22 protein-coding genes and 1 other RNA gene are annotated in these 21,077 nt (G+C 37.1%); 19 read left to right on the top strand and 4 right to left on the bottom strand.

Going from position 1 to position 21,077, the window contains the following annotated elements; genetic code table 11:
- The first annotated feature begins 177 nt into the window (after positions 1-177).
- The 15 genes from IGM04_RS08485 (at position 178) to IGM04_RS08415 (ending at position 15,283) form a co-directional block, all read left to right on the top strand.
- On the top strand, positions 178-2,601 hold the full coding sequence (locus tag IGM04_RS08485; RefSeq protein WP_033598448.1) for a DNA translocase FtsK: 2,424 nt from the start codon (positions 178-180) through the stop codon (positions 2,599-2,601).
- A 130-nt stretch (positions 2,602-2,731) separates the two neighbouring features.
- A complete protein-coding gene (locus IGM04_RS08480) occupies positions 2,732-3,433 on the top strand; it encodes a GntR family transcriptional regulator (RefSeq protein ID WP_002356983.1) in 702 nt (233 codons plus the stop codon).
- A gap of 117 nt (positions 3,434-3,550) precedes the next feature.
- Positions 3,551-4,300 (top strand): ABC transporter ATP-binding protein, encoded by a 750-nt coding sequence (locus IGM04_RS08475; RefSeq protein WP_002381711.1) that lies wholly within the window; start codon positions 3,551-3,553, stop codon positions 4,298-4,300.
- On the top strand, positions 4,290-6,119 hold the full coding sequence (locus tag IGM04_RS08470; protein WP_086318226.1) for an ABC transporter permease: 1,830 nt from the start codon (positions 4,290-4,292) through the stop codon (positions 6,117-6,119). The genes IGM04_RS08475 and IGM04_RS08470 overlap by 11 nt, the downstream gene beginning before the upstream one ends.
- Positions 6,120-6,243: 124 nt before the next feature.
- Positions 6,244-7,317 carry a 23S rRNA (adenine(2503)-C(2))-methyltransferase RlmN gene (gene rlmN, locus IGM04_RS08465; RefSeq protein WP_002356987.1) on the top strand — a complete coding sequence of 358 codons (1,074 nt, stop codon included), beginning with the start codon at positions 6,244-6,246 and terminating at the stop codon, positions 7,315-7,317.
- A gap of 290 nt (positions 7,318-7,607) precedes the next feature.
- Positions 7,608-8,936 (top strand): APC family permease, encoded by a 1,329-nt coding sequence (locus tag IGM04_RS08460; RefSeq protein ID WP_002396609.1) that lies wholly within the window; start codon positions 7,608-7,610, stop codon positions 8,934-8,936.
- 240 nt (positions 8,937-9,176) lie between these two features.
- Entirely contained in the window at positions 9,177-10,145 is a 969-nt protein-coding gene (comGA, locus tag IGM04_RS08455; protein WP_002374519.1) for a competence type IV pilus ATPase ComGA, read from the top strand.
- Complete coding sequence (gene comGB / locus IGM04_RS08450) at positions 10,102-11,148, top strand: competence type IV pilus assembly protein ComGB (RefSeq protein ID WP_002396611.1); 1,047 nt, start codon at positions 10,102-10,104, stop codon at positions 11,146-11,148. Before comGA ends, comGB begins: the two co-directional genes overlap by 44 nt.
- Positions 11,148-11,423 carry a competence type IV pilus major pilin ComGC gene (gene comGC, locus IGM04_RS08445; RefSeq protein WP_002356991.1) on the top strand — a complete coding sequence of 92 codons (276 nt, stop codon included), beginning with the start codon at positions 11,148-11,150 and terminating at the stop codon, positions 11,421-11,423. Before comGB ends, comGC begins: the two co-directional genes overlap by 1 nt.
- Positions 11,420-11,866: a competence type IV pilus minor pilin ComGD gene (gene comGD, locus IGM04_RS08440; protein WP_002379576.1), complete on the top strand. Its 447-nt coding sequence runs from the start codon at positions 11,420-11,422 to the stop codon at positions 11,864-11,866. Before comGC ends, comGD begins: the two co-directional genes overlap by 4 nt.
- Positions 11,832-12,158 carry a type II secretion system protein gene (locus tag IGM04_RS08435; protein ID WP_002370967.1) on the top strand — a complete coding sequence of 109 codons (327 nt, stop codon included), beginning with the start codon at positions 11,832-11,834 and terminating at the stop codon, positions 12,156-12,158. Before comGD ends, IGM04_RS08435 begins: the two co-directional genes overlap by 35 nt.
- Positions 12,148-12,582, top strand: coding sequence for a competence type IV pilus minor pilin ComGF (gene comGF / locus IGM04_RS08430; RefSeq protein ID WP_002362055.1), 435 nt, complete (start codon positions 12,148-12,150; stop codon positions 12,580-12,582). Before IGM04_RS08435 ends, comGF begins: the two co-directional genes overlap by 11 nt.
- Positions 12,582-12,935 carry a competence type IV pilus minor pilin ComGG gene (gene comGG / locus IGM04_RS08425; protein WP_002360027.1) on the top strand — a complete coding sequence of 118 codons (354 nt, stop codon included), beginning with the start codon at positions 12,582-12,584 and terminating at the stop codon, positions 12,933-12,935. The genes comGF and comGG overlap by 1 nt, the downstream gene beginning before the upstream one ends.
- A gap of 128 nt (positions 12,936-13,063) precedes the next feature.
- Positions 13,064-14,071 (top strand): class I SAM-dependent methyltransferase, encoded by a 1,008-nt coding sequence (locus IGM04_RS08420; protein WP_086318227.1) that lies wholly within the window; start codon positions 13,064-13,066, stop codon positions 14,069-14,071.
- Between the two features lie 24 nt (positions 14,072-14,095).
- On the top strand, positions 14,096-15,283 hold the full coding sequence (locus IGM04_RS08415; protein WP_002357064.1) for an acetate/propionate family kinase: 1,188 nt from the start codon (positions 14,096-14,098) through the stop codon (positions 15,281-15,283).
- A 111-nt stretch (positions 15,284-15,394) separates the two neighbouring features.
- On the opposite strand, the gene IGM04_RS08410 is transcribed toward IGM04_RS08415, so the two are convergent.
- From IGM04_RS08410 to IGM04_RS08395, 4 genes are all read right to left on the bottom strand, one after another.
- Complete coding sequence (locus IGM04_RS08410) at positions 15,395-15,868, bottom strand: universal stress protein (protein WP_002357065.1); 474 nt, start codon at positions 15,866-15,868, stop codon at positions 15,395-15,397.
- A gap of 314 nt (positions 15,869-16,182) precedes the next feature.
- The gene (locus IGM04_RS08405; protein WP_002357068.1) at positions 16,183-16,515 is read right to left on the bottom strand and encodes a hypothetical protein; all 333 of its coding nucleotides are present in this window, start codon (positions 16,513-16,515) and stop codon (positions 16,183-16,185) included.
- Between the two features lie 7 nt (positions 16,516-16,522).
- Positions 16,523-16,716, bottom strand: a non-coding RNA gene (gene ssrS / locus IGM04_RS08400) — 6S RNA.
- Between the two features lie 72 nt (positions 16,717-16,788).
- Complete coding sequence (locus IGM04_RS08395) at positions 16,789-18,066, bottom strand: replication-associated recombination protein A (protein ID WP_078130966.1); 1,278 nt, start codon at positions 18,064-18,066, stop codon at positions 16,789-16,791.
- A 128-nt stretch (positions 18,067-18,194) separates the two neighbouring features.
- Between IGM04_RS08395 and IGM04_RS08390 the strand changes: the two genes are divergently transcribed.
- Genes IGM04_RS08390 through IGM04_RS08375 form a run of 4 tightly spaced genes read left to right on the top strand, consistent with a single transcriptional unit; the run spans position 18,195 to position 21,031 of the window.
- Complete coding sequence (locus IGM04_RS08390) at positions 18,195-18,872, top strand: DNA-3-methyladenine glycosylase (RefSeq protein ID WP_002364174.1); 678 nt, start codon at positions 18,195-18,197, stop codon at positions 18,870-18,872.
- A complete protein-coding gene (locus IGM04_RS08385) occupies positions 18,829-19,314 on the top strand; it encodes a DUF3013 family protein (RefSeq protein WP_002388170.1) in 486 nt (161 codons plus the stop codon). The genes IGM04_RS08390 and IGM04_RS08385 overlap by 44 nt, the downstream gene beginning before the upstream one ends.
- A 15-nt stretch (positions 19,315-19,329) precedes the next feature.
- Positions 19,330-20,277 carry a 50S ribosomal protein L11 methyltransferase gene (prmA, locus tag IGM04_RS08380; protein WP_002357075.1) on the top strand — a complete coding sequence of 316 codons (948 nt, stop codon included), beginning with the start codon at positions 19,330-19,332 and terminating at the stop codon, positions 20,275-20,277.
- A 1-nt stretch (position 20,278) separates the two neighbouring features.
- Entirely contained in the window at positions 20,279-21,031 is a 753-nt protein-coding gene (locus tag IGM04_RS08375) for a 16S rRNA (uracil(1498)-N(3))-methyltransferase (RefSeq protein ID WP_010715313.1), read from the top strand.
- Positions 21,032-21,077 lie beyond the last annotated feature (46 nt).

The following is a 21,077-nucleotide window of genomic DNA, read 5'->3' as shown; positions in this document are numbered from 1 at the left end:
CGTTTATCAGTTTTTGAGCGTGGAGCAAAAATCCAAAGTGATTTTTGTCCCACGCTCATTTTTCTTAAATGAAAGTTTTTAAAAAATTTCCATGATTTTTCAAGTAAAATGAGGTGGGCGCTTTTGTTCGATTCCATTTTTATGTATAATGAGAAGTGATGGAAAGAGGGAAGTTAAATGGCACAAAAAAGAGCAACAAATAAGAAAAAAAGTACGACAAAGAAAAAGACCAAAAAACAACAGCAACAACAAGAACGTTTAAATTATATGTTTCTTGGCCTGATTTTTATTTTATTCGGTGTCTTTGGACTCTTTCGCTTAGGGTTTTTAGGCGCGTTATTAGCGAATTGTTTACGCTTAGTTGTAGGTAATACCTTTCCATTTGCAGCGATTTTACTAATCCTGTATGGCTTATTAGTCATGATTTATGGGAAAGATTTTCCGTTAAAAAGAGGGCGCCCTATTTTTGGGGCTGTTCTGATTTATATTAGTGTTTTGTTATTTTTCCATGCCTTTATGTTTCGAAATGTTAGTGGCAGTCAACCAGATATTTTAGGTAACACTTGGGAATTTTTGCAAAGCGATTTAAAAGCCAACCAAGTGACGCAAAACGTAGGGGGCGGTATGATTGGCGCGCTGCTTTATCAAGGAACATACTTTTTGGTGGCACAATTTGGCAGCTATTTAATTGCCACATTGCTACTGTTAGCGGGTATTTTCTTGATGAGTATGTGGGATTTTCAACAAATTGTTGATCATTTCCAAAGTATTCAAGATCGCCTAAGTCATGTTTCGGCAAAATCACAGGCGCGACAAGAAGAAAAAGAGGCGAAGCGAGCAGCGAAGAAAGAAGCCAAAGCTGCAGAACGCCAAGCAAAAATTGAAGCCGCTGCCCAACAAAAATTACAAGAGCGGGAACGTATGGAACAAGCGGCAGCCGAGCGCTTAACAAAAACACCAGTTGAAACCCACCAACCAATGGTGGAAGAACCGGCCGCACCAACGCCTGTTCAAATTGATTCGTTTCAACAGCAAAATCAGGCGATGCCTGTACCACCAATTGCAGCAACAAAACCGCAACGAGAGCAGGAAGAAGAGGCGGCAGATGAAGCTGGTGTTCTCGAATTTGAAATTTCTGAAGAAGCGGAAGATCGTGATTATCAACTACCACCAACTGATTTGTTAGATACAATTCAAGCAACGGATCAAAGTGGTGAATATGAAAAAATCGAAAAAAATATTGGCGTCTTAGAACAAACCTTCAAGAGTTTTGGTGTTGATGCTAAAGTAGTCAAAGCTAGTTTAGGACCATCTGTCACAAAATTTGAAGTTCAACCCGCTGTTGGGGTAAAAGTTAGCAAAATTGTTAACTTGACGGATGACATTGCTTTAGCGCTTGCGGCCAAAGACGTTCGTATGGAGGCTCCGATTCCTGGGAAATCACTAATCGGGATTGAAGTTCCTAATAGTGCAATTAGTACAGTATCCTTTAGAGATATTGTTGAGGCACAACCAAGTCATCCAGATAAACTATTAGAAGTACCTTTAGGTCGAGATATTTCAGGGATGGTTCAAACTGCAGATCTATCAAAAATGCCGCATTTATTAATTGCGGGATCGACAGGGAGTGGGAAATCGGTTGCTATCAATGGCATCATCACAGGTATTTTGATGCAAGCGAAACCTCATGAAGTAAAATTAATGATGATTGACCCGAAAATGGTAGAATTGAATGTGTATAACGGGATTCCTCATTTATTAACGCCAGTGGTTACTAATCCGAGAAAAGCGGCACAAGCCCTGCAAAAAGTAGTTCAAGAAATGGAATTTCGTTATGAAAAATTTGCAGCAACAGGCGTCCGAAATATTACTGGTTACAATCAACTAATTCAACAGAAAAATGCGGAAGATGGCGAAAATCGTCCGATTCTGCCATTTATTGTTGTCATTGTGGATGAGTTAGCTGATTTAATGATGGTGGCAAGTAACGAAGTAGAAGATGCGATTATCCGCTTAGCCCAAATGGCACGGGCAGCGGGCATTCATATGATTTTAGCGACACAACGGCCAAGTGTGGATGTCATTACAGGAATCATCAAAGCAAATGTCCCTTCTCGAATGGCTTTTGCGGTCTCAAGTGGGACAGACTCGCGTACCATTATTGATACCAACGGGGCGGAGAAACTATTAGGTCGAGGTGATATGCTCTTCTTACCAATGGGAGAAAATAAACCAATTCGTATCCAAGGGGCCTTTATCTCTGATCAAGAAGTCGAACGAGTGGTTGCGTTTGTAACGGACCAACAAGAAGCTGAATATCAAGAAAGCATGATGCCAACGGATGAACCGACCACTTCAGGCGGTGGCGAAGCTCCTCAAGATGAGTTGTTTGAAGAAGCGAAAAACTTGGTGGTTGAAATGCAAACAGCTAGTATTTCATTGCTACAAAGACGTTTTAGAATTGGCTATAATCGTGCGGCTCGCTTAGTGGATGAATTGGAAGCACACGGAGTTATTGGACCATCAGAAGGTAGTAAACCAAGAAAAGTCTTTCTACAAGCGGAATCAGAAGAGGCAGCAACTGAGACGCCAGAACAATAAACAAAAAGAACAAAAATAGATAAATTTATCTATTTTTGTTCTTTTTTTATAATTTCAGCAAAGCATCATGTTATAATCATCATTTTCTGGTAAAATAGAAAGGAATAGTGCGGTTGGGAGGGAGCGTATCATGAGAAGAAAGAGCGTGCTTTATTTAGAAGTAGCAGATCAGATTAAAGAAGATATTTTGAGTGGCAAGTATCCAGTAGGAACGTTTTTACCAACAGAAACAGAATTGGAAGAGATGTTTAACGTTAGTAAAATTACGATTCGGCGGGCAATCGAAATGTTAGCAACGGAAGAATTTGTTGAGAAAAAAAGTGGCCGAGGCACAACTGTATTAAGCAATCGTCCCTATAATAAACTATCAAAAGCAGGGACATTCACTGAATTTTTGAATGAATCAGGTCAGAAAGTAACCAAAAAAGTTTTACAAGTTGAAAACTTGACGTTGTCAAAAGAGATGCCGGCTTATCAATTTTTAGGAGAAGAAGTGGTTCACCTTTCACGGTTATATCTAATCGATGAACAACCCTATATTTATTTTAATTACTATTTGCCAGCTGCCATGAAAGACGTATCATTGACTGAATACAAAGAAGAATCCTTGTATCGTTTGATGGATCGCCATGCCATTGAAATTTATAAATTTGAAGACCGTTTTGAAGTTGCAACTTTGACAGAAGCAGAGCAAAAGATGTTGCAAACAACTGAAACAACGGGCTTAAAAAGAATTCGGCGTTCGTTAAGCCCAACAGGTCGTTGCGTAGAATATTCAGAAGCTATTTATAATACGAAGATTCATCCTTATGTGATTGAATATGAAGCATAACTTTTAAAAGAATAACAGTGCACTTACAGTAATGTAAGTTCATTGTTATTCTTTTCTATTGTCGTTTTTTTTCGTTTTCGATACACTAAATGAGTGAGAAGAATAGGAGTGGAAAATATGTTAGAAGTACAAAATTTGAAAAAAGTTTACGGAAACGAAATTAAATATGAAGCTTTAAAAGGGATTAATTTAACTGTCCAAGATGGTGAATTTATTGGTATTATGGGACCTTCTGGAAGTGGGAAAAGTACACTTTTAAATTTATTGGCAACAATCGATAGTCCAACAGACGGTGAAATACTTTTAAATGGAAAAAATCCAAACAATTTGAATCAAGAACAAATTGCTAAATTCCGTCGTACAGAATTAGGATTTGTTTTTCAAAGCTTTAATTTAATGCCAACATTAACTGTTGAAGAAAATATTATTTTGCCATTGACGCTTGATGGAGAAAAAGTCTCTGTAATGAAACGACAATTAGCAGAATTAAGTGAGCGTTTAGGTATCAATCATCTGTTGAAAAAACGAATTGCAGAAATTTCTGGTGGACAAGCACAACGGGTCGCCGTTGCTCGCGCAATGATTCATCATCCACAATTATTATTGGCTGATGAACCAACAGGAAACTTAGATACGAAATCATCTAAGGATGTGATGGGCTTGTTACAACAATTAAACGAAGAAGAAGCGGCGACTATTTTAATGGTAACCCATGATCCGCTAGCCGCAAGTTATTGCAAGCGCATCGTCTTTATTAAAGATGGTGAATTAATTGATGAAATTGTCCAAAATGGCAATCAAAAAGAGTTCTACGATTTAATCATGGTGAAACTGGCTGAGATTGAAGGTGTCGATAATGAATTTTAATCAGTTTGTTATAAGAAACACGATTCGAAATAAGCATTTATACTTGGCTTATTTCCTAAGTACAATGTTTTCTGTGATGATCTTTTTTACGTTCACTGGTTTTGTCTTTCACCCAGCCTTAGCTAATGGTTTAAATTCTAAAGCACAAATGGGAATGACGGCTGCGGCAATTATAATCTATGGTTTCTCTTTCTTATTCGTTTTATACTCGATGGATGTCTTTATCCAATCTCGGAAAAAAGAGTTTGGAACCTTGATGATTCAAGGGATGAGTCCAAAACAGTTAAAGAAAATGATTTTTATTGAAAACTTAGTGATTGGTTTCTTTGCTACAATTTTTGGTAGCATTTTAGGTGTTGGATTTTCACAGTTTATTTTATGGATTAGCAATTTATTGATGCATCTAGGTTTAGGTTTTTATTTGCCAGTGATGCCGTTTATCATTACTGTCATTTCATTTGCGGTCTTGTTCTTAGTAATTTCTTTCTTTATTCAATTCCGCTTGCCAAAAGCGACACTTCAAGAGCTATTAAAAGCAGGAGAAATGGGTAAAGGTGAAATCAAAAGCTCTAAAGTTAAATCTTTCTTAGCCGTGTTACTTTTAATTGTCGGTTACGGAATTGCTTTAGTTGCTAAGGGACAGTTAGTTTTAATGGTGATGTTCCCAGTAATTTTCTTAGTTATTTTAGGGACAAAATTCTTATTTGACCAATTGAGTGTTTCTGTCATTGAACGTTTAAAACGGAAACCAAAAATCTTTTGGAAAAAAACCAATATGGTCGTTTTATCAGATTTAGCATTCCGCATGAAAGATAATGCACGTTCGTTCTTCTTGGTTTCGGTGATATCAACGGTTGCTTTTGCTGCCATTGGAACGTTATACGGCGTGAACGAGATGATTTTTAAAGGAATAAGTTCTGTACCGTACGAACTGACATTGTCTGATTCGACCAACCCAGAAAATCAAGAAATGAAACAATTTGCGACAAAAACATTCCAAGAAAAAAATATTCAGTTTGATCAGATTGATTACACAATGTACAAAACAAGTGCCGGTATCCAATTAATCAAAACATCTGAATATAATAAACTCGCAAAATTTATAGATGAACCAACTTTAACAGGTGAGAAAGTAGTTAATTTATCACAAAAAGATGCTCCTTCTGCTGCATCAGTAGATGTCAAATCTGTTCAATTGGGAAATGATCAAGTTTTAAACATTGATAAAACAGAAGAAACCAATGTATTACCGACTTTTGGCGGTGTGGTTGTTATCCCAGATAGTACCTCAACAGATGGAATCAAAGCGGAAACAGAAACAATTTGGCAGCCCAAAGCAGGAACCAATCGTGAAGAATTGATAAAAGCAGAAAATATTATTGGTGACAAGTATCCCATGTTAGTAGGAACAGCTGCAATGTCGGCAGCCATTACGCAATATTATACGCCAGTTCTATTTGTCGGACTATTTATCGGTATCGTGTTCTTTGTTTCGGCGGGTAGTTTCTTATACTTCCGTTTATACAGTGATATGAATACGGACGTTGAAAAATTCAAGATGATTTACAAACTTGGTTTGACGAAAAAAGAATTGAAGAAAATGATTTACCAACAAGTAGGTATTTTATTCTTTACCCCAATTGTTGTTTCATTTATTCATGGAGCTGTTGCTTTGAAAGCAATGTATGCTGTCTTAGATCAGCCAATGCAATTAGCTGGCTGGGAAGTTTTAGGCGTTTTCTTATTGATTCAGGTCGTTTACTATTTAATTGCCAGAACGTTCTACTTCAAAAAAGTTTATCACTTAGTGAAAGATTAATTATAAAAAATCGTTAAGCATGCACGCTTAACGATTTTTTTTGAGACTCTTCGTGATATTGCATTCAAAGTGAGAATACGTTATAGTTATGAAGCGAATGTAATAGCAGAAATGAGGAAAAGAAATGCAGAAAGAATCCATTTATGGACTGACGAGAGAACAGCTTGTGGACTGGTTTTTAGCCCATGGCGAGAAGAAATTTCGCGCAACACAAGTGTGGGAATGGTTGTATACAAAACGTGTTGCTTCATTTAGTGAAATGTCGAACATTTCTAAATCGTTGATGACTTTATTAGAAGAAAATTTTTCATTAAATCCATTAAAACAAGTCATTGTGCAAGAAGCGCAAGATGGTACCGTGAAATATTTATTTGAATTACCAGATAAAAATATGATTGAAACAGTCTTGATGCGTCAAGAATATGGATTATCTGTTTGTGTGACCACTCAAGTTGGTTGCAATATTGGGTGTACATTTTGTGCTAGTGGGCTATTAAAAAAACAAAGAGATTTAACTGCTGGCGAGATTGTTGCCCAAATTATGTGGGTGCAACATTATTTCGATGAACGTGGGTTGGATGAACGTGTTAGCCATGTCGTTGTGATGGGAATTGGTGAACCATTTGATAATTATGCCAATGTCATGAACTTTTTACGAACGATTAATGATGATAAAGGTTTGGCCATTGGTGCCCGCCATATTACAGTTTCAACAAGTGGTTTAGTGCCAAAAATTCGTGAATTTGCAGACAGTGGACTACAAGTAAACTTAGCAATCTCATTACATGCTCCTAACAACGAAGTTCGTACATCAATTATGCGGATTAATCGTAGTTTTCCAATTGAAAAATTAATGGCAGCAATTGATGAATACATTGAAAAAACCAACCGACGTGTTACATTTGAATATATTATGTTGAGTCAAGTGAACGACCGACCAGAACATGCTCAACAATTAGCAGATTTACTACGGAATAAGAAAAAACTTTCTTATGTTAATCTGATTCCGTATAACCCGGTGAGTGAACACGATCAATATAGCCGAAGCTCTAAAGAAGCGGTTTTAAAATTTTATGATGTACTCAAAAAGAATGGCATCAATTGTGTTATTCGTAAAGAGCATGGAACAGATATTGATGCGGCTTGCGGACAATTACGTAGCAAACAAATGAAAAAAGAAAAAGTCAAAAACCAATAACGTAGTTAAAATCGGATCAGAAAGGTTTCTTTTTGATCCGATTTTTCGTTTATTTAATAAAAAATCGTCGGTTTTTCCATTCTTGTTTATAAACAAAAGATGAATGCTCTAAAACTTTTATGACAAATTTTCTTTTTGTGGTTTTCAAACTTGAAATTCTAAAAGAAATAGCTATACTGAAAAGAGATCGTTACAGAATTTTTCATGAAAACAGCTATTATTTTCGTTATCTTTTCAAAAAAGTGGAAATTTTGTTACGCTTGTTTAGTTTAAATGAAATGAGGGAGTCTATGGAGAAAAAGCAATTAAAAAGAGAGATAACAACGTTTGGTGCGTTATCCACGGTAATGGGTACGGTGATTGGCGCTGGTGTTTTCTTTAAAGCTGCGAGTGTCGTTGGACACGCACAGTCAGCTAGTTTAGCTATTTTTGCTTGGGTGTTAGGTGGTGCCTTAACCATTTGTGCAGGATTAACCAGCGCCGAACTTGCTACAGCAATCCCTGAAACAGGTGGCGCAGTGAAGTATATTGAATATACATATGGTAAATTAGCTGGTTTTCTTTTAGGGTGGGCACAAAGTATCATTTATTATCCTGCCAACATTTCGGCGTTATCCATTATTTTTAGTACACAACTAATCAATTTGTTTCATTTATCGGCAAATTTATTGATCCCGATTGCCATTCTTGCGGGAACTAGTATCACCGTAATTAATTTATTAGGAACAAAAATTGCTTCTTTGGTCCAATCCACGACATTGGTAGTAAAACTGATTCCAATTGCCTTGATTTCTTTAGTGGGGTTATTTACTCCAGGACAAGTAGCCGTTTCGCTTTTTCCCATTGAAACAACAGCGAATACTGGCTTTTTAGTTGCTTTTAGTGGCGCCTTAGTTGCCACCATGTTTGCTTATGATGGCTGGCTAGGTGTGGGTAACGTGGCTGGTGAAATGAAGCGACCAGAAAGAGACTTGCCTAAAGCCATTATTTTTGGTTTGTTATTGATTACTTTAATTTATGCCTTAATTAATTTTGTGTTTCTAAAAACATTACCAATTGAGCAAATCGCTGGGAATTTGAATGCAGCTTCGGATGCTTCTGTGGCTATTTTTGGACCAATTGGCGGCAAAATCGTAACTATTGGGATTTTAATCTCTGTATATGGTGCGTTAAACGGCTACACAATGACAGGGATTCGGATTCCTTATGCCTTAGCCTTAGATAATCTGATGCCTTTTAGTCGTCAGTTTCAAAAGTTGTCTAAACGCTTTGTTGTTCCTTACGTTGCTGGAATTTTCCAGTTAGCTGTAGCCATTATCATGATGTTTTTCGGGACCTTCGATTTATTGACGGATATGTTAGTTTTTGTTATGTGGCTGTTTAATCTATTAATTTTCTTAGCCGTTTTTATTTTAAGAAAACGAGAACCTGAATTAAAACGACCGTATAAAGTTCCTGGCTATCCAATTATTCCAATTATCGCAAGTCTAGGTGGTATCTTCATCTTGGTTACAACAAGTATTACACAGCCTATTCTTGCATTGATTGGTATAGGGATTACGCTTCTAGGAATTCCAGTTTATTTAGTTAATAAACAAAAAACGAAGCCAAAAACGTAAACGATCCGATCTGATTCTGATAGTTTTTCTCAAAAATTTTGTGATTCAGAGAAATTTTTGAAAACTAAACGCAAGATTTTTTTAGTATAATATTAAGTGTCTAGGAGTTCCACTATTTTGGGGAAGATAGATGGACAGCGCAAACTTCAAAAAAAGAACCTTCATCTTATTGGTGAAGGTTCTTTTTTTTGCTGAAATCATAAAATAAATGCGTAGTTTATTAGTGAGAGGAGGAAATGAATGACTGAAAATGTAAAAAAATTAGCTCATCAATTAATTGAATGGGGCGTCCTTCATGGGGCGCAAGACGTTTATTTTTTACCCAATGATACCGAAATAGCTATCTCTTTTCGGACAGGGATGCAACGGACACCTTACACACAAGTTTCCGCAGAAATAGGCGAAAAGTTAATTTTCCACTTTAAATTTATAGGCGGCATGGATGTCGGAGAAAGACGAAAAGCACAATTAGGCGCGACAACTTATCTAATTGGCGAGACGAAGCAACGCTTGCGTTTATCATCTGTGGGAGATTTTCAGAATCGAGAGAGCTTGGTAATTCGTTTTTTGCACCGATTTGGTGAACAAGCTGAACATTTTTTCTTTCCCCACCAGCTGAATGAAATTGAAGCATCTTGTCAGAAACGAGGACTTTATTTATTCAGTGGGCCAGTTGGTTCTGGGAAAACAACAACCATGTATCGTGTGGCTAAACAAAGAAGTGGCGAACAACAAGTGATAGCGATTGAGGATCCTGTTGAAATTGAGGAAAAGCAGTTTTTACAGTTGCAAACAAATGAAAAAATTCAGTTAACGTACGAAGCCTTGATCAAAGTTTGCTTGCGCCATCATCCTGATATTTTGATTATTGGTGAAATTCGTGATGGCGAGACGGCTCAAGCAGTTATTCGAGCCGCCTTAACGGGTCATACTATTTTTGCGACAATTCACGCCCGTAACTTATTGGGGGTGCAACGGCGTTTGATAGAATTAGGTGGCCCAGAGCATGAATTGGCTGAATGCTTGCAAGGTATCATTTATCAACAGATTTTGACAACCACGATTAATAAGGAACAAGTAGCAGGAATTCTTTATGATTATTTCTTCTTTAAGGAAGCCGTTATAAAGAGTAGTTGGCAAAAGAATCTAAGAAAGGCGTGGGCGTATGGGTTTATTACAGAAAAAACGTATTTTCAAGCCATCGAATAAATTAACGAAAAAACAACAGCAGCTTTTTCTGAAACTATTAGCGGATTTGCTTGCAAATGGTTTTAATATACAAGAAAGTTTTTCCTTCATGAAAAAATCAAACGCATTACCCCAGCACAGTATAACTTTTTTAGTTGAAGGCTTTTCCTCAGGCATTGCCTTACAAGCTTTAGTCGAAGAATTAGGATTTTCAACAATGGTCTCGGCACAATTGTCGTTTGCTACTGCACACGGGGATTTGGTAGGGACACTACAAGCGATTTCCGAACATTTTTTTCAAACGGAAAAATATCGGCAACAGTTCTATAAAATAATTAGTTATCCGCTGCTCCTGATTGTTTTTTTGATTCTCGTCATTGTTGGTATTCGGCAATTTTTATTGCCCCAATTAATGGAAAATGATGCCAATAGTTATTCTAAAAATATTGGGATTCTTCTGATTGTTTACAGTCCATACATTCTGGTTACCTTAGTTTTTGTCCTCTCATTTAGTTTCTTCATTTTAAACCGTTATTTGAAGCATCAGTCTGCTATTCAGCGGGCCTTCGTATATCTGAAACTACCAATTATCCGTGGCCTCTATCGGGAATACGTCAGTGCTTTTTTTGCACTAGAATGGGGGAAGTTGCTTGCACAAGGATTAGAAATGAAAGAGGTCATCGATTTGATGCGTCATACAACCAATTACCCCTTAATGAAAGAATTAGCTGGAGCAATTAGTGAAGGACTGCTAGTTGGTGAAACCTTACATAGACAATTAGCTGCTTATCCTTTTTTTACAAAAGCATTGGGTTTAATGATTCAACAAGGAGAAGTAAAAGGAAAATTAGGCAAGGAGTTGATGGTTTATAGTAATGTCTGTTTCCAAGTTTTTTTCAAAAAAATTGAACGAGTCATTACCCTTGTTCAACCATTTATTTTTATCATAATTGCTTGTCTAATTATCGGTGTCTATGGGGCAATGTTGCTGCCTATTTATGGCAATATGGAAGGAGTTTTATAATGAAAAAGAAACAAAAATACGCAGGGTTTACATTATTAGAAATGTTGATTGTCTTATTGATTATTTCCGTATTGATTTTACTTTTTGTCCCTAACTTAGCGAAACATAAAGAAACAGTTGATAAAAAAGGCAATGAAGCAATCGTAAAAATTGTAGAATCACAAATCGAGCTCTACACACTAGAAAAAAATAAGACGCCTTCCTTAAATGAATTAGTCAACGAAGGCTACATTACTAAAGAGCAGTTAGATAAATATACAGCAGAAAAGCAATGAACAAGTCAGCAGGATTCACATTAATGGAAACACTTGTTAGTTTAACGATTGTTTGCTTTATGACTATGCTTCCGACACTCGCTATTCACCGCTGGCAAGAAACGTTAAAAATTGAACAGTTTCTTGCTACGGTAGAAAAACAACTTCGTTTTGCGCAACAGCAAGCAATTGTTTTAGAGGAAACACAAGAAGTTTGGTTTTTTGAAGAACAACAAAGTTTTTCATTTCCTGATAAATTGAACCAATCAGCTCGGAGGACTTTATTAGCTGTACCTGAAAAAATGACAGTGAGTGGTCCAAGCAAGCTCAGTTTTCTTCATTCGTCAGGGAACAATGGCCGTTTAGTGAAATATATTTTTACTTGGACTGAAAAGAAACAGCAACTTATTTTACAATTTCAGATGGGGAGTGGCAAATATACGAAGAAAATTAACTATTTATAGCGGTTTTATTTTATTAGAGAGTCTCGTTAGTTTTAGTATTGTATGTGTGATAGCAGGGATATTCTCCCTGACTATTACACAATTAATTCAGCAAAATTATCAACGGGAGCAAGAATTAACGCGCACTCGTCTAGGATACGAAGCAATTTTATTTTTAGAGCAGACGGGTGATTTACGTTTCAAAGAGCGGATATATCAAGGAGAAACTTACCGATTTTCTTTGATGGAGAACGAGGGAAGAAGGATACTAAAAGTGACAGATTCAAGAGGAGCGATTTTGATTGGTCAATAAAAAATATGCGGGTTTTACAATGTTAGAGTGTTTAGTGGCACTAGTCGTTTTAAGTTGTATGTGTCAATTGTTTCAGTTGATGATTCAACAAAGTTTTATCGGAAATCAATATTTGAAAAACAATGATTCGAAATCCTGGCATATTTTTTTAATTCAATTAGAAAAAGAATGTCAAAAGCTCGTTTTCCAAACAGGTTCTGCTCAAGAGATTTCTTTCCTCGACTCAGAAACAAACAAGACTATTTCAATTCAAATCAAAGAAGATAAAATTATTAAGCGAGTCAATGGTAAAGGCTATCAACCGCTGTTAATTGGTATCAAAAATGGACAGTTTAAAAATGAAGGACAATCGTTTACTTTGGAAGTTACTTTTACTTCTGAAAAAACATTTGATAGTTTTTTTCCGATAAAGGGAGAATTTTAATGAGGCAAAAATATTCAGGAAACTTATTGTTCACGGCCATGGCCTTTGTTTATTTGATGAGTTTTCTCGCCCTTCAGTTACTAGAAGAACGTCAGTTAACACAAAAATTTACGCAAGCTACCCAGGAATACTATGCAGGGAAAAGTATCCTTCATTTATTTCTTGCAGATGTTAAACAAAATAGACGAAAGTTAAAAACAGAAGAAAGGCTCGTATACGCGCAAGTGACCCTCGATTATACATACAAAAATGAACAATTAAGAATAACTGTTTTATTAAACAAATCTGGTCGAAAATACCAATATCAAGAGAGAGTTTCTCATCAAAAAAAAGCGGAAACAATACTGGAATAGCGTTGTTTTTCTACAAATTATTAGATTTTAGAAGAAAGACAGTAAAGGCATTGATTATTCTTTCTTTTTTCGTTAAAATAAAACAGGTATGGAAGTTGTTACATTTTGAATAGAATAGAGGTGCTAATTTGTTCCCAGAAAAAATTGAAGAGGCTTTCGAGCCAATGGAACAAGCAATCCAGTTATTGCAACAGTCATTGGATACTTCTTTTTTAGATGCGTATATTGAAAATGGTGAAAATATTTTAGATGATTTTCAAGTACGAGTACTTGACGGAGTACCTAATCCAGAGACAGTGAAACAATTAGAAACGCTGTATCATACGATTAAAAAAATTGATTTAGCTCCTGAAGATGTGCGACGCTTGTCCCAATTACTTTTGTTAAAAGGAACGAGAAAAGAGCAGCTTCAAGCAAATCATCAATTGACGCCAGACGGTATTGGCTTTTTGTTTGTTTATTTAGTAGAACAATTAACAAATAAATTAGAGCCATTAAAAATTTTAGATCCTGCTTCAGGAATGGGAAATTTACTGTTAACGGTTCTGCTGAACCTTGAAACAGCTGGTTACAAAGTTTCTGGTTATGGTGTGGATATCGATGAAACACTTTTGGCAGTATCTTCTGTGAACAATGCTTGGTCACAAGCCAATATTCAGTTGTTCCATCAAGACGGATTGCAAGATTTGTTATTGGATCCAGTTGATTTAGCATTAAGTGACTTGCCGATTGGCTATTATCCAAATGATGAGCGAGCGAAGGGATTTGCTGCTGCTGCTGAGGAAGGCCATAGTTATGCGCATCATTTATTAATGGAACAAGCCATGAAATACGTGAAGCCAGCAGGGTTTGGCTTATTCTTAATCCCGACCAATATTTTAGAGACTGAGCAAAGTGAATTCTTTAAAAATTGGTTGACAAAAAACGTCTATTTACAAGGAATGATACAGTTACCTGATGAATTGTTTAAGTCAGAACAATCACGTAAAAGTATCTTGCTTGTTCAAAACAAGGGTGCAGATGCTGAGCAAGTGAAGGAAGTTTTGTTAGCAAAACTTGCCTCTTTGAAAGATATCAATAAAGTAACGGAGTTCTTTAAACAATTTGAAGCTTGGAAAGCTTCAAATTTAAAATAAAATAGTAACGAAGAGGAGAAAATTATGTCTAAAACAATTGCAATTAATGCAGGTAGTTCAAGTTTAAAATGGCAATTATACCAAATGCCAAATGAAGAAGTGATCGCTAAAGGAATCGTTGAACGTATTGGCTTAAAAGATTCTATCTTCACAATTAAATATGGTGAAGGACAAAAATATGAAGTGATTGTTGATATTGATAACCATGAAGTGGCAGTAAAAATGTTACTAGACCAATTAATCGACTTAAACATTTTAGGTTCTTATGATGAAATTACTGGTGTTGGTCACCGTGTAGTTGCTGGTGGAGAAGAATTTAAAGATTCTGTTGTTATTACAGACGAAGTATTAGAAAAAATTGAAGCTTTATCTGAATTAGCACCTTTACACAACCCAGCGAATGCGATGGGGATTAAAGCATTTAAACATATCTTACCAGAAATCATTAGCGTGGCAGTCTTTGATACGTCGTTCCACACAACAATGCCAGAACACAACTATTTATATAGTGTACCGCGTGAATACTATGAAAAATTTGCTGCACGTAAATATGGGGCACATGGAACAAGTCATCGTTATGTCTCTCAACGTGCTGCAGAAATGTTAGGTCGTCCAATTGAAGACTTGAAAATTATCACTTGTCACTTAGGAAATGGTGCTTCAATCACTGCAGTTGATGGTGGTAAATCAGTCGATACATCAATGGGCTTCACTCCTCTTGCTGGTGTTACAATGGGGACTCGTTCAGGGGATGTTGATGCGTCACTATTGCCTTATTTAATGACAAAACTTGGCTTGACTGATGTACAAGACATGGTTGATATTTTAAACAAAAAATCTGGTTTATTAGGTTTAACAAATGGTTTATCAAGCGACATGCGCGATATTCAATCAAACTTAGATAAACCTGAAGTTCAAACAGCATACAACATTTTTATCGATCGTATTCGTAAATACATTGGTAGCTATGTCACTGTTATGAATGGCGTTGATGCGATTGTCTTTACTGCTGGAATCGGTGAAAATGCAGTTGGCGTTCGTAAAGATATTATTGATGGCATGACTTGGTTTGGTTGTGAAATCGATGATGACAAAAATAATGTACACGGTGAAGAAGCAGTTATCTCAACTGATGATTCAAAAATCAAGCTTCTATTAGTACCAACTGATGAAGAGTTAATGATTGCCCGTGACGTAGAACGTCTAAAATAATTAAACGAACACACCTTGTGAGACGCTCTCACAAGGTGTGCTTAATAGGTAAATAAGAAAAAACTGAGCCAACTATCAAAAGTGATAGTTGGCTCAGTTTTTTCTTATTTTTTATTTTTCTTCATTTTTTGGTAATTTGTTGTCTAAATCCGTCCGTACAACGAGAACATCGCAGCTAGCGTTACGGATAACTGATTCAGAGACAGAGCCAATAAATAAACGCTCAACGGCATTTAATCCAGTTGCTCCTAACATAATTAAATCAATGTTGTATTCTTTTGGTAATTCTTTGGCAATGATATTCTTAGGAGAACCATAGGCTAGAACGCTAGAGACTTTTGTTTGTCCCATATCCACCGCTTGTTGTTGGTAGGTGTCTAAGGTTTCTTTTGCCATTGACATTGCTTCTTCTGCTAGCGCACCATCAAAAGAGGACACTGATTGGAAAGAGCGCGTATCAACAACATGTGCTAATAGTAATTCAGCATCGTTTCGTTTAGCGACGTTGACCGCTTTTTTAAAGGCTAAGTCTGCTTCGTCAGAACCATCGATTGCTATCATAATTTTTTGATATTGTTGTAACATAATAACCGCTCCTTTCAGCGTAAAAAAAATCATTAATTGTTTCTATAATAATTGTAAAACAAACAAAGAAAAAAAGAAACTGAAACCGCTTCTTTTTTTCTGAATATTGGCATTTTTTTGTAAAAAAGAACCTGGGACAAAAATCACTTTGGATTTTTGTCCCAGGCTTAAAAATTGATAAACGGCGGAAACAGAAGCAACTCCTTCGGAAATAAGCCGAAATTCTCCAAAAATTAAAGAACAATTTTCGGAAATTCCTTCTTATTTCTCGGAGTTAAACACTTCTGTCCCGACCTCTTTAAATTCATCGTCTTTTATGACATTTTTTTTGCAAAAGTTAAACTAAACAACGTTGAAAGTAATAAAACAAAAAAGATAAAACCAATTGACAATAACGGGCGATTAAAAATAGCCGCTAGAACACCTAGAATGGCGATAATCAAGTAATAACGCCCAAAACGTTCGATAAACTGTTGACTTTCTGTTGCAGTTTCTTTTTTTAAGAGTGGTAAAAAAGCTGCACTTTTCTTCATCAAATAATAACTGGCTACGCCTGTGACAACGGCGAGTAATAGTACGAGTATACGAATCATCTTGTCCTCCAAAAAAAAACAACTTGCCAGAGCAAATTGTTTAGAAATCTTCATAAAAATGGTAAAATCCGTCGATGCCGGTAATCGTCCTAGAGTATTGAACCCGCAAGATAAGCAGGTGGGTTCCTCGATCGCAGTATTGAACTACCAAAAGAAAAGGCATGTTACCAACTTTGATACAAGCAGGATCCCTAGATATCAATAAAAATGTTCGGTCAACACAGTGAAAGGACAACGCGTACATCACAGATTTACCATCTTTATAATAGCATACTCTCTCAAAATCGGCAACGAGATTGTTTCTTTTTTTGAAAGCGTATTATTTTGTTATTTTTTCTGTTTCCATTCTTGGATACGCTTGAGTTGCTGATGTAAGGCTTGTTCATATTTACCAATATCAATCGGTTCGTAATAACGTGCCTCTTTTAATTTGTCAGGTAAGTATTGCTGATTGACCCAACCGTTTTCAAAATTATGTGGGTATTGATAACCAATGCCACGGTTTAATTCTTTGGCTCCAGCATAGTGGGCATCACGCAAATGATCAGGAACATCTCCCACAGAGCCTTGTCGAATATCTGCCAAAGCAGCATCAATCGCTGTGACTGCAGAATTTGATTTTGGGGATAAACATAAATCAATGACGACACTGGCTAGAGGAATTCTAGCTTCTGGAAACCCTAGCTTTTCGGCGGCTTGAACAGCGGTGACTGTCCGAGCGGCGGCCGCAGGATTCCCAAGACCGATATCCTCGTAAGCAATGACCATTAAACGACGACAAATAATCGGTAAATCACCTGCTTCAACTAAGCGACCCAAATAATGAAGTGCAGCATCTACATCGCTTCCTCGAATTGACTTTTGGAAAGCGGAAATCACGTCATAATGGGCATCGCCATCTTTATCATGGGTTAAGGCTTTTCGTTGCACGCACTCTTCAATAATCGGTAAGGTGATCTTAATTTCGCCTTGTTCATTTTTGGGTGTTGATTTAACAGCTAATTCTAGTCCATTTAGCGCACTACGTAAGTCACCGTTCGTTGCGCGTGTCAAATGTTGTAATGCTTTTTCTTCTAAGTAGACGGGATAATCGCCTAAGCCACGTGTGCTATCGGTTAAGGCTTCTTGAATCGCTTGCTGAATGTCTGTTTCTGTTAAGGGCTTTACTTCAAAAATTTGCGTGCGACTACGAATCGCAGGGTTAATTGTAATATATGGATTTTCGGTAGTTGCTCCAATCATAATAATTCGTCCGTTTTCTAAATGAGGGAGCAAAAAATCTTGTTTTGTTTTATCTAATCGGTGAATTTCATCAAGCAGTAAAATCACTGTGCCACTCATTTTGGCTTCTTCAGCAACGATTTGTAAATCTTTTTTGGTGTCTGTGGCCGCGTTCAACATGCGAAAGGCATAATTTGTTGAACCAGCGATTGCGCTGGCAATACTGGTTTTTCCAGTGCCAGGCGGCCCATAAAGAATCATCGATGAAAGCATTTTGGCTTCGACCATCCGACGAATAATTTTACCAGGGCCGACTAAATGTTGTTGACCAACTACTTCGTCTAAGTGACGAGGTCGCATTCGATAGGCTAAAGGTTGTTGCATAAAAGGACCTCCTTTTTCATAATCATCTTATTATAACATAAAGAACGTACATTCGCTTTTTGGTGGTTTTTTGGGTTTTAGATGGATATAGCGGAAGGTTTCGTGTATGATAGGGAGTGGTGAAAGAAATGAAAGAAACGATAAATATCTTTAACACAAAAACAACTGAAGAAGTGGCACAATACTTGTTAGGGATGTATTTAGAGCACGAAACAGCAACAGGCGTTTTAGGTGGGTACATTGTGGATGCAGAAGCTTATTTAGGTCCTGATGATGAGGCGGCCCATAGCTTTGGCTTGAGAAAAACGCCACGCTTACAAGCCATGTATGACAAACCAGGCACGATTTATTTATATACTATGCACACGCATTTAATTTTAAATATGGTGACACAAGAACAAGGCAAACCACAAGGGGTGATGATCCGCGCGATTGAACCTGTTGAAGGTGTCGATAAAATGATTGAAAATCGCCAAGGACGTCAAGGCGTGGAATTGACCAATGGACCAGGTAAATTAGTTGCAGCCTTAGGAATTGATAAGCAATTATATGGTCAGTCGATTTTTTCTAGTTCGTTACGGCTCGTGCCAGAAAAACGAAAATTTCCGAAAAAAATTGAGGCACTACCACGAATTGGAATTCCCAATAAAGGTCGTTGGACAGAGTTGCCTTTAAGATACGTCGTGGCTGGCAATCCATATATTTCTAAACAAAAAAGAACAGCAGTAGACCAAATAGATTTTGGCTGGAAGGATGAAGAAAATGAAAAAAGCAACAATGCTCACATACTTAGAGGAACAACTTGAAAAACACTTAGGAGATTACGAAGTAGGCCTTGATTGGGATCGCAAAAACCATACCATCGAAGTCATTGTTCGTTTATATGCAGAAAACAATGAGCAAGTGGCGATTGATGATGTTGATGGTACGCTTTCAGAAGAAGAATTCATTGAATTTGAAGATGGTTTGTTATTTTACAATCCGCAAAAGTCTGTCGTTGATGACGAAGAGTATTTAGTCACAATTCCTTATGAAGGAAAAAAAGGGCTACGCAAAGCAGTTTTAGACGGATTCATTCACTATTTAAAAGTGGTTTTAGATGAAGGGCAAAGTGATTTGTTAGACTTTTTATCAGATGAAACAGCGGAAGTTTTTGAATTGCATTGGGAGCCAGCAGATTTTGAAGCGATGATTAAAAAAGTGGCAGAAACAGAAAAAGAACAATGGATTGCGTATCCAAGTTATTAATTTAGAGGTGAGAACATGAAGTGGACAGAAGTAAAAGTAGAAACGGCTAGCGAAGCAGTTGAAGCAATTTCAAACATTATGATGGAAGCTGGCGCAAGTGGCGTGGCCATTGAAGATGCGTTGGACATTGAAAATTTTGAAAGTGATCTGTATGGGGAAATTTTAGATAAAGAGCAATTCACCCACATTAAAGAAGGAGCGATTGTGATGGCTTATTTTCCTGAAACAACCTTCTTACCAGAAATTTTACCATTTATGAAAGAAAATATTTTACGCTTGCCTGAGTACGGCTTATCCATTGGTAAAAACGAAATGACAATTAGTGAAGTAGCAGAAAGCGACTGGGCAACTGCTTGGAAAAAATATTATCATCCTGTCCGTGTCACACGATTCTTAACGATTGTGCCAAGTTGGGAAGCCTATCACGCACAAGATGAAGCAGAAAAAATTATCACATTGGATCCGGGCATGGCTTTCGGTACAGGTACGCATCCAACGACTCGTTTAACCTTGCAAGCTTTAGAAACTGTTTTACGTGGTGGCGAAACAGTTCTAGATGTAGGAACGGGCTCTGGTGTTTTGAGTATTGCAAGTCGCTATTTAGGGGCTAAAGACGTCTACGCATATGATTTAGATGAAGTAGCAGTTGCAGCGGCAAAAGAAAATATGGATTTAAATCCCATTGCGGCCGATGTTCATGTGTCAGCCAATGATTTACTAAAAGGGATTGACCATTCTGCTGATGTAATCGTCGCAAATATTTTGGCAGATATTATTGTGTTAATGATTGAAGATGCTTGGCGTTTGCTAAAACAAGACGGTACCTTCATTATTTCTGGAATTATTGAAGATAAAAAAGCAATGGTTTTAGAAGCACTAACGAAAGTCGGGTTTGTGGTGGACCAACTCTTTAATCAAGGCGATTGGTATGCGATTATCTTGAAGAAACCAGAGGAAGAGTAAAATGCAACGGTATTTCATGAAAGAAGATTATCAAGAAAAAGATTTGTATAAAGTCGCAGATGAAAACTATCATCATATTGTGCGAGTTATGCGAATGACGCCGAATGATCGTTGTTATTTAGTATTTCAAAATAAAACTGCCATTTTAGCTGAGATTGTGGAAATTGATTCAACATCTGTTTACTTTAAAGAAATTAGTAAAGAAGAAATGGACAAAGAATTGCCAATTGAAGTGACGATTGCGTGTGGGTTACCAAAAGGGGACAAGTTAGAATGGATTGTTCAAAAAGGCACGGAGCTAGGTGGCAATCAGTTTATCGGCTTTCCTGCGAAAACTTCCGTTGTCAAATGGGACCACAAAAAAAGAGCAGCCAAAGAAAAAAGATTACAAAAAATTGCCACAGAAGCGGCTGAACAATCGCATCGGCAGCAGACACCAAGTGTTTTTTTGGTGGAAAAAACACAAGAAATCATTGCGCAATTTGACTCATATGACACAGTCTTGGTTGCGTATGAAGAATCAGCAAAACAAGGAGAAAAAAGTCAATTAGCACAAGTATTATCCACTTGCCAGCCAGGCGCACGTTTGTGTGTGCTCTTTGGACCTGAAGGTGGCTTTGCACCGCAAGAAATTGAACAATTTCTGCAGGCTGGGGCGAAACTTTGCGGGTTGGGTCCGAGAATTTTACGAGCAGAAACAGCACCGTTGTATCTTTTAAGTGCGGTTAGCTACCAAATGGAACTTTTAAATTAAACGAAAGCCCGCCTGTAAAATTCTTGTAGGCATTCTCTTTAAATAA

Origin of the sequence: Enterococcus sp. DIV2385, assembly GCF_051711925.1 — a bacterium.
GTDB classification, from domain to species: domain Bacteria; phylum Bacillota; class Bacilli; order Lactobacillales; family Enterococcaceae; genus Enterococcus; species Enterococcus faecalis.
The sequence above is the reverse complement of the archived record's forward strand: the minus strand, read 5'-3'. Positions and strand labels throughout refer to the sequence as shown.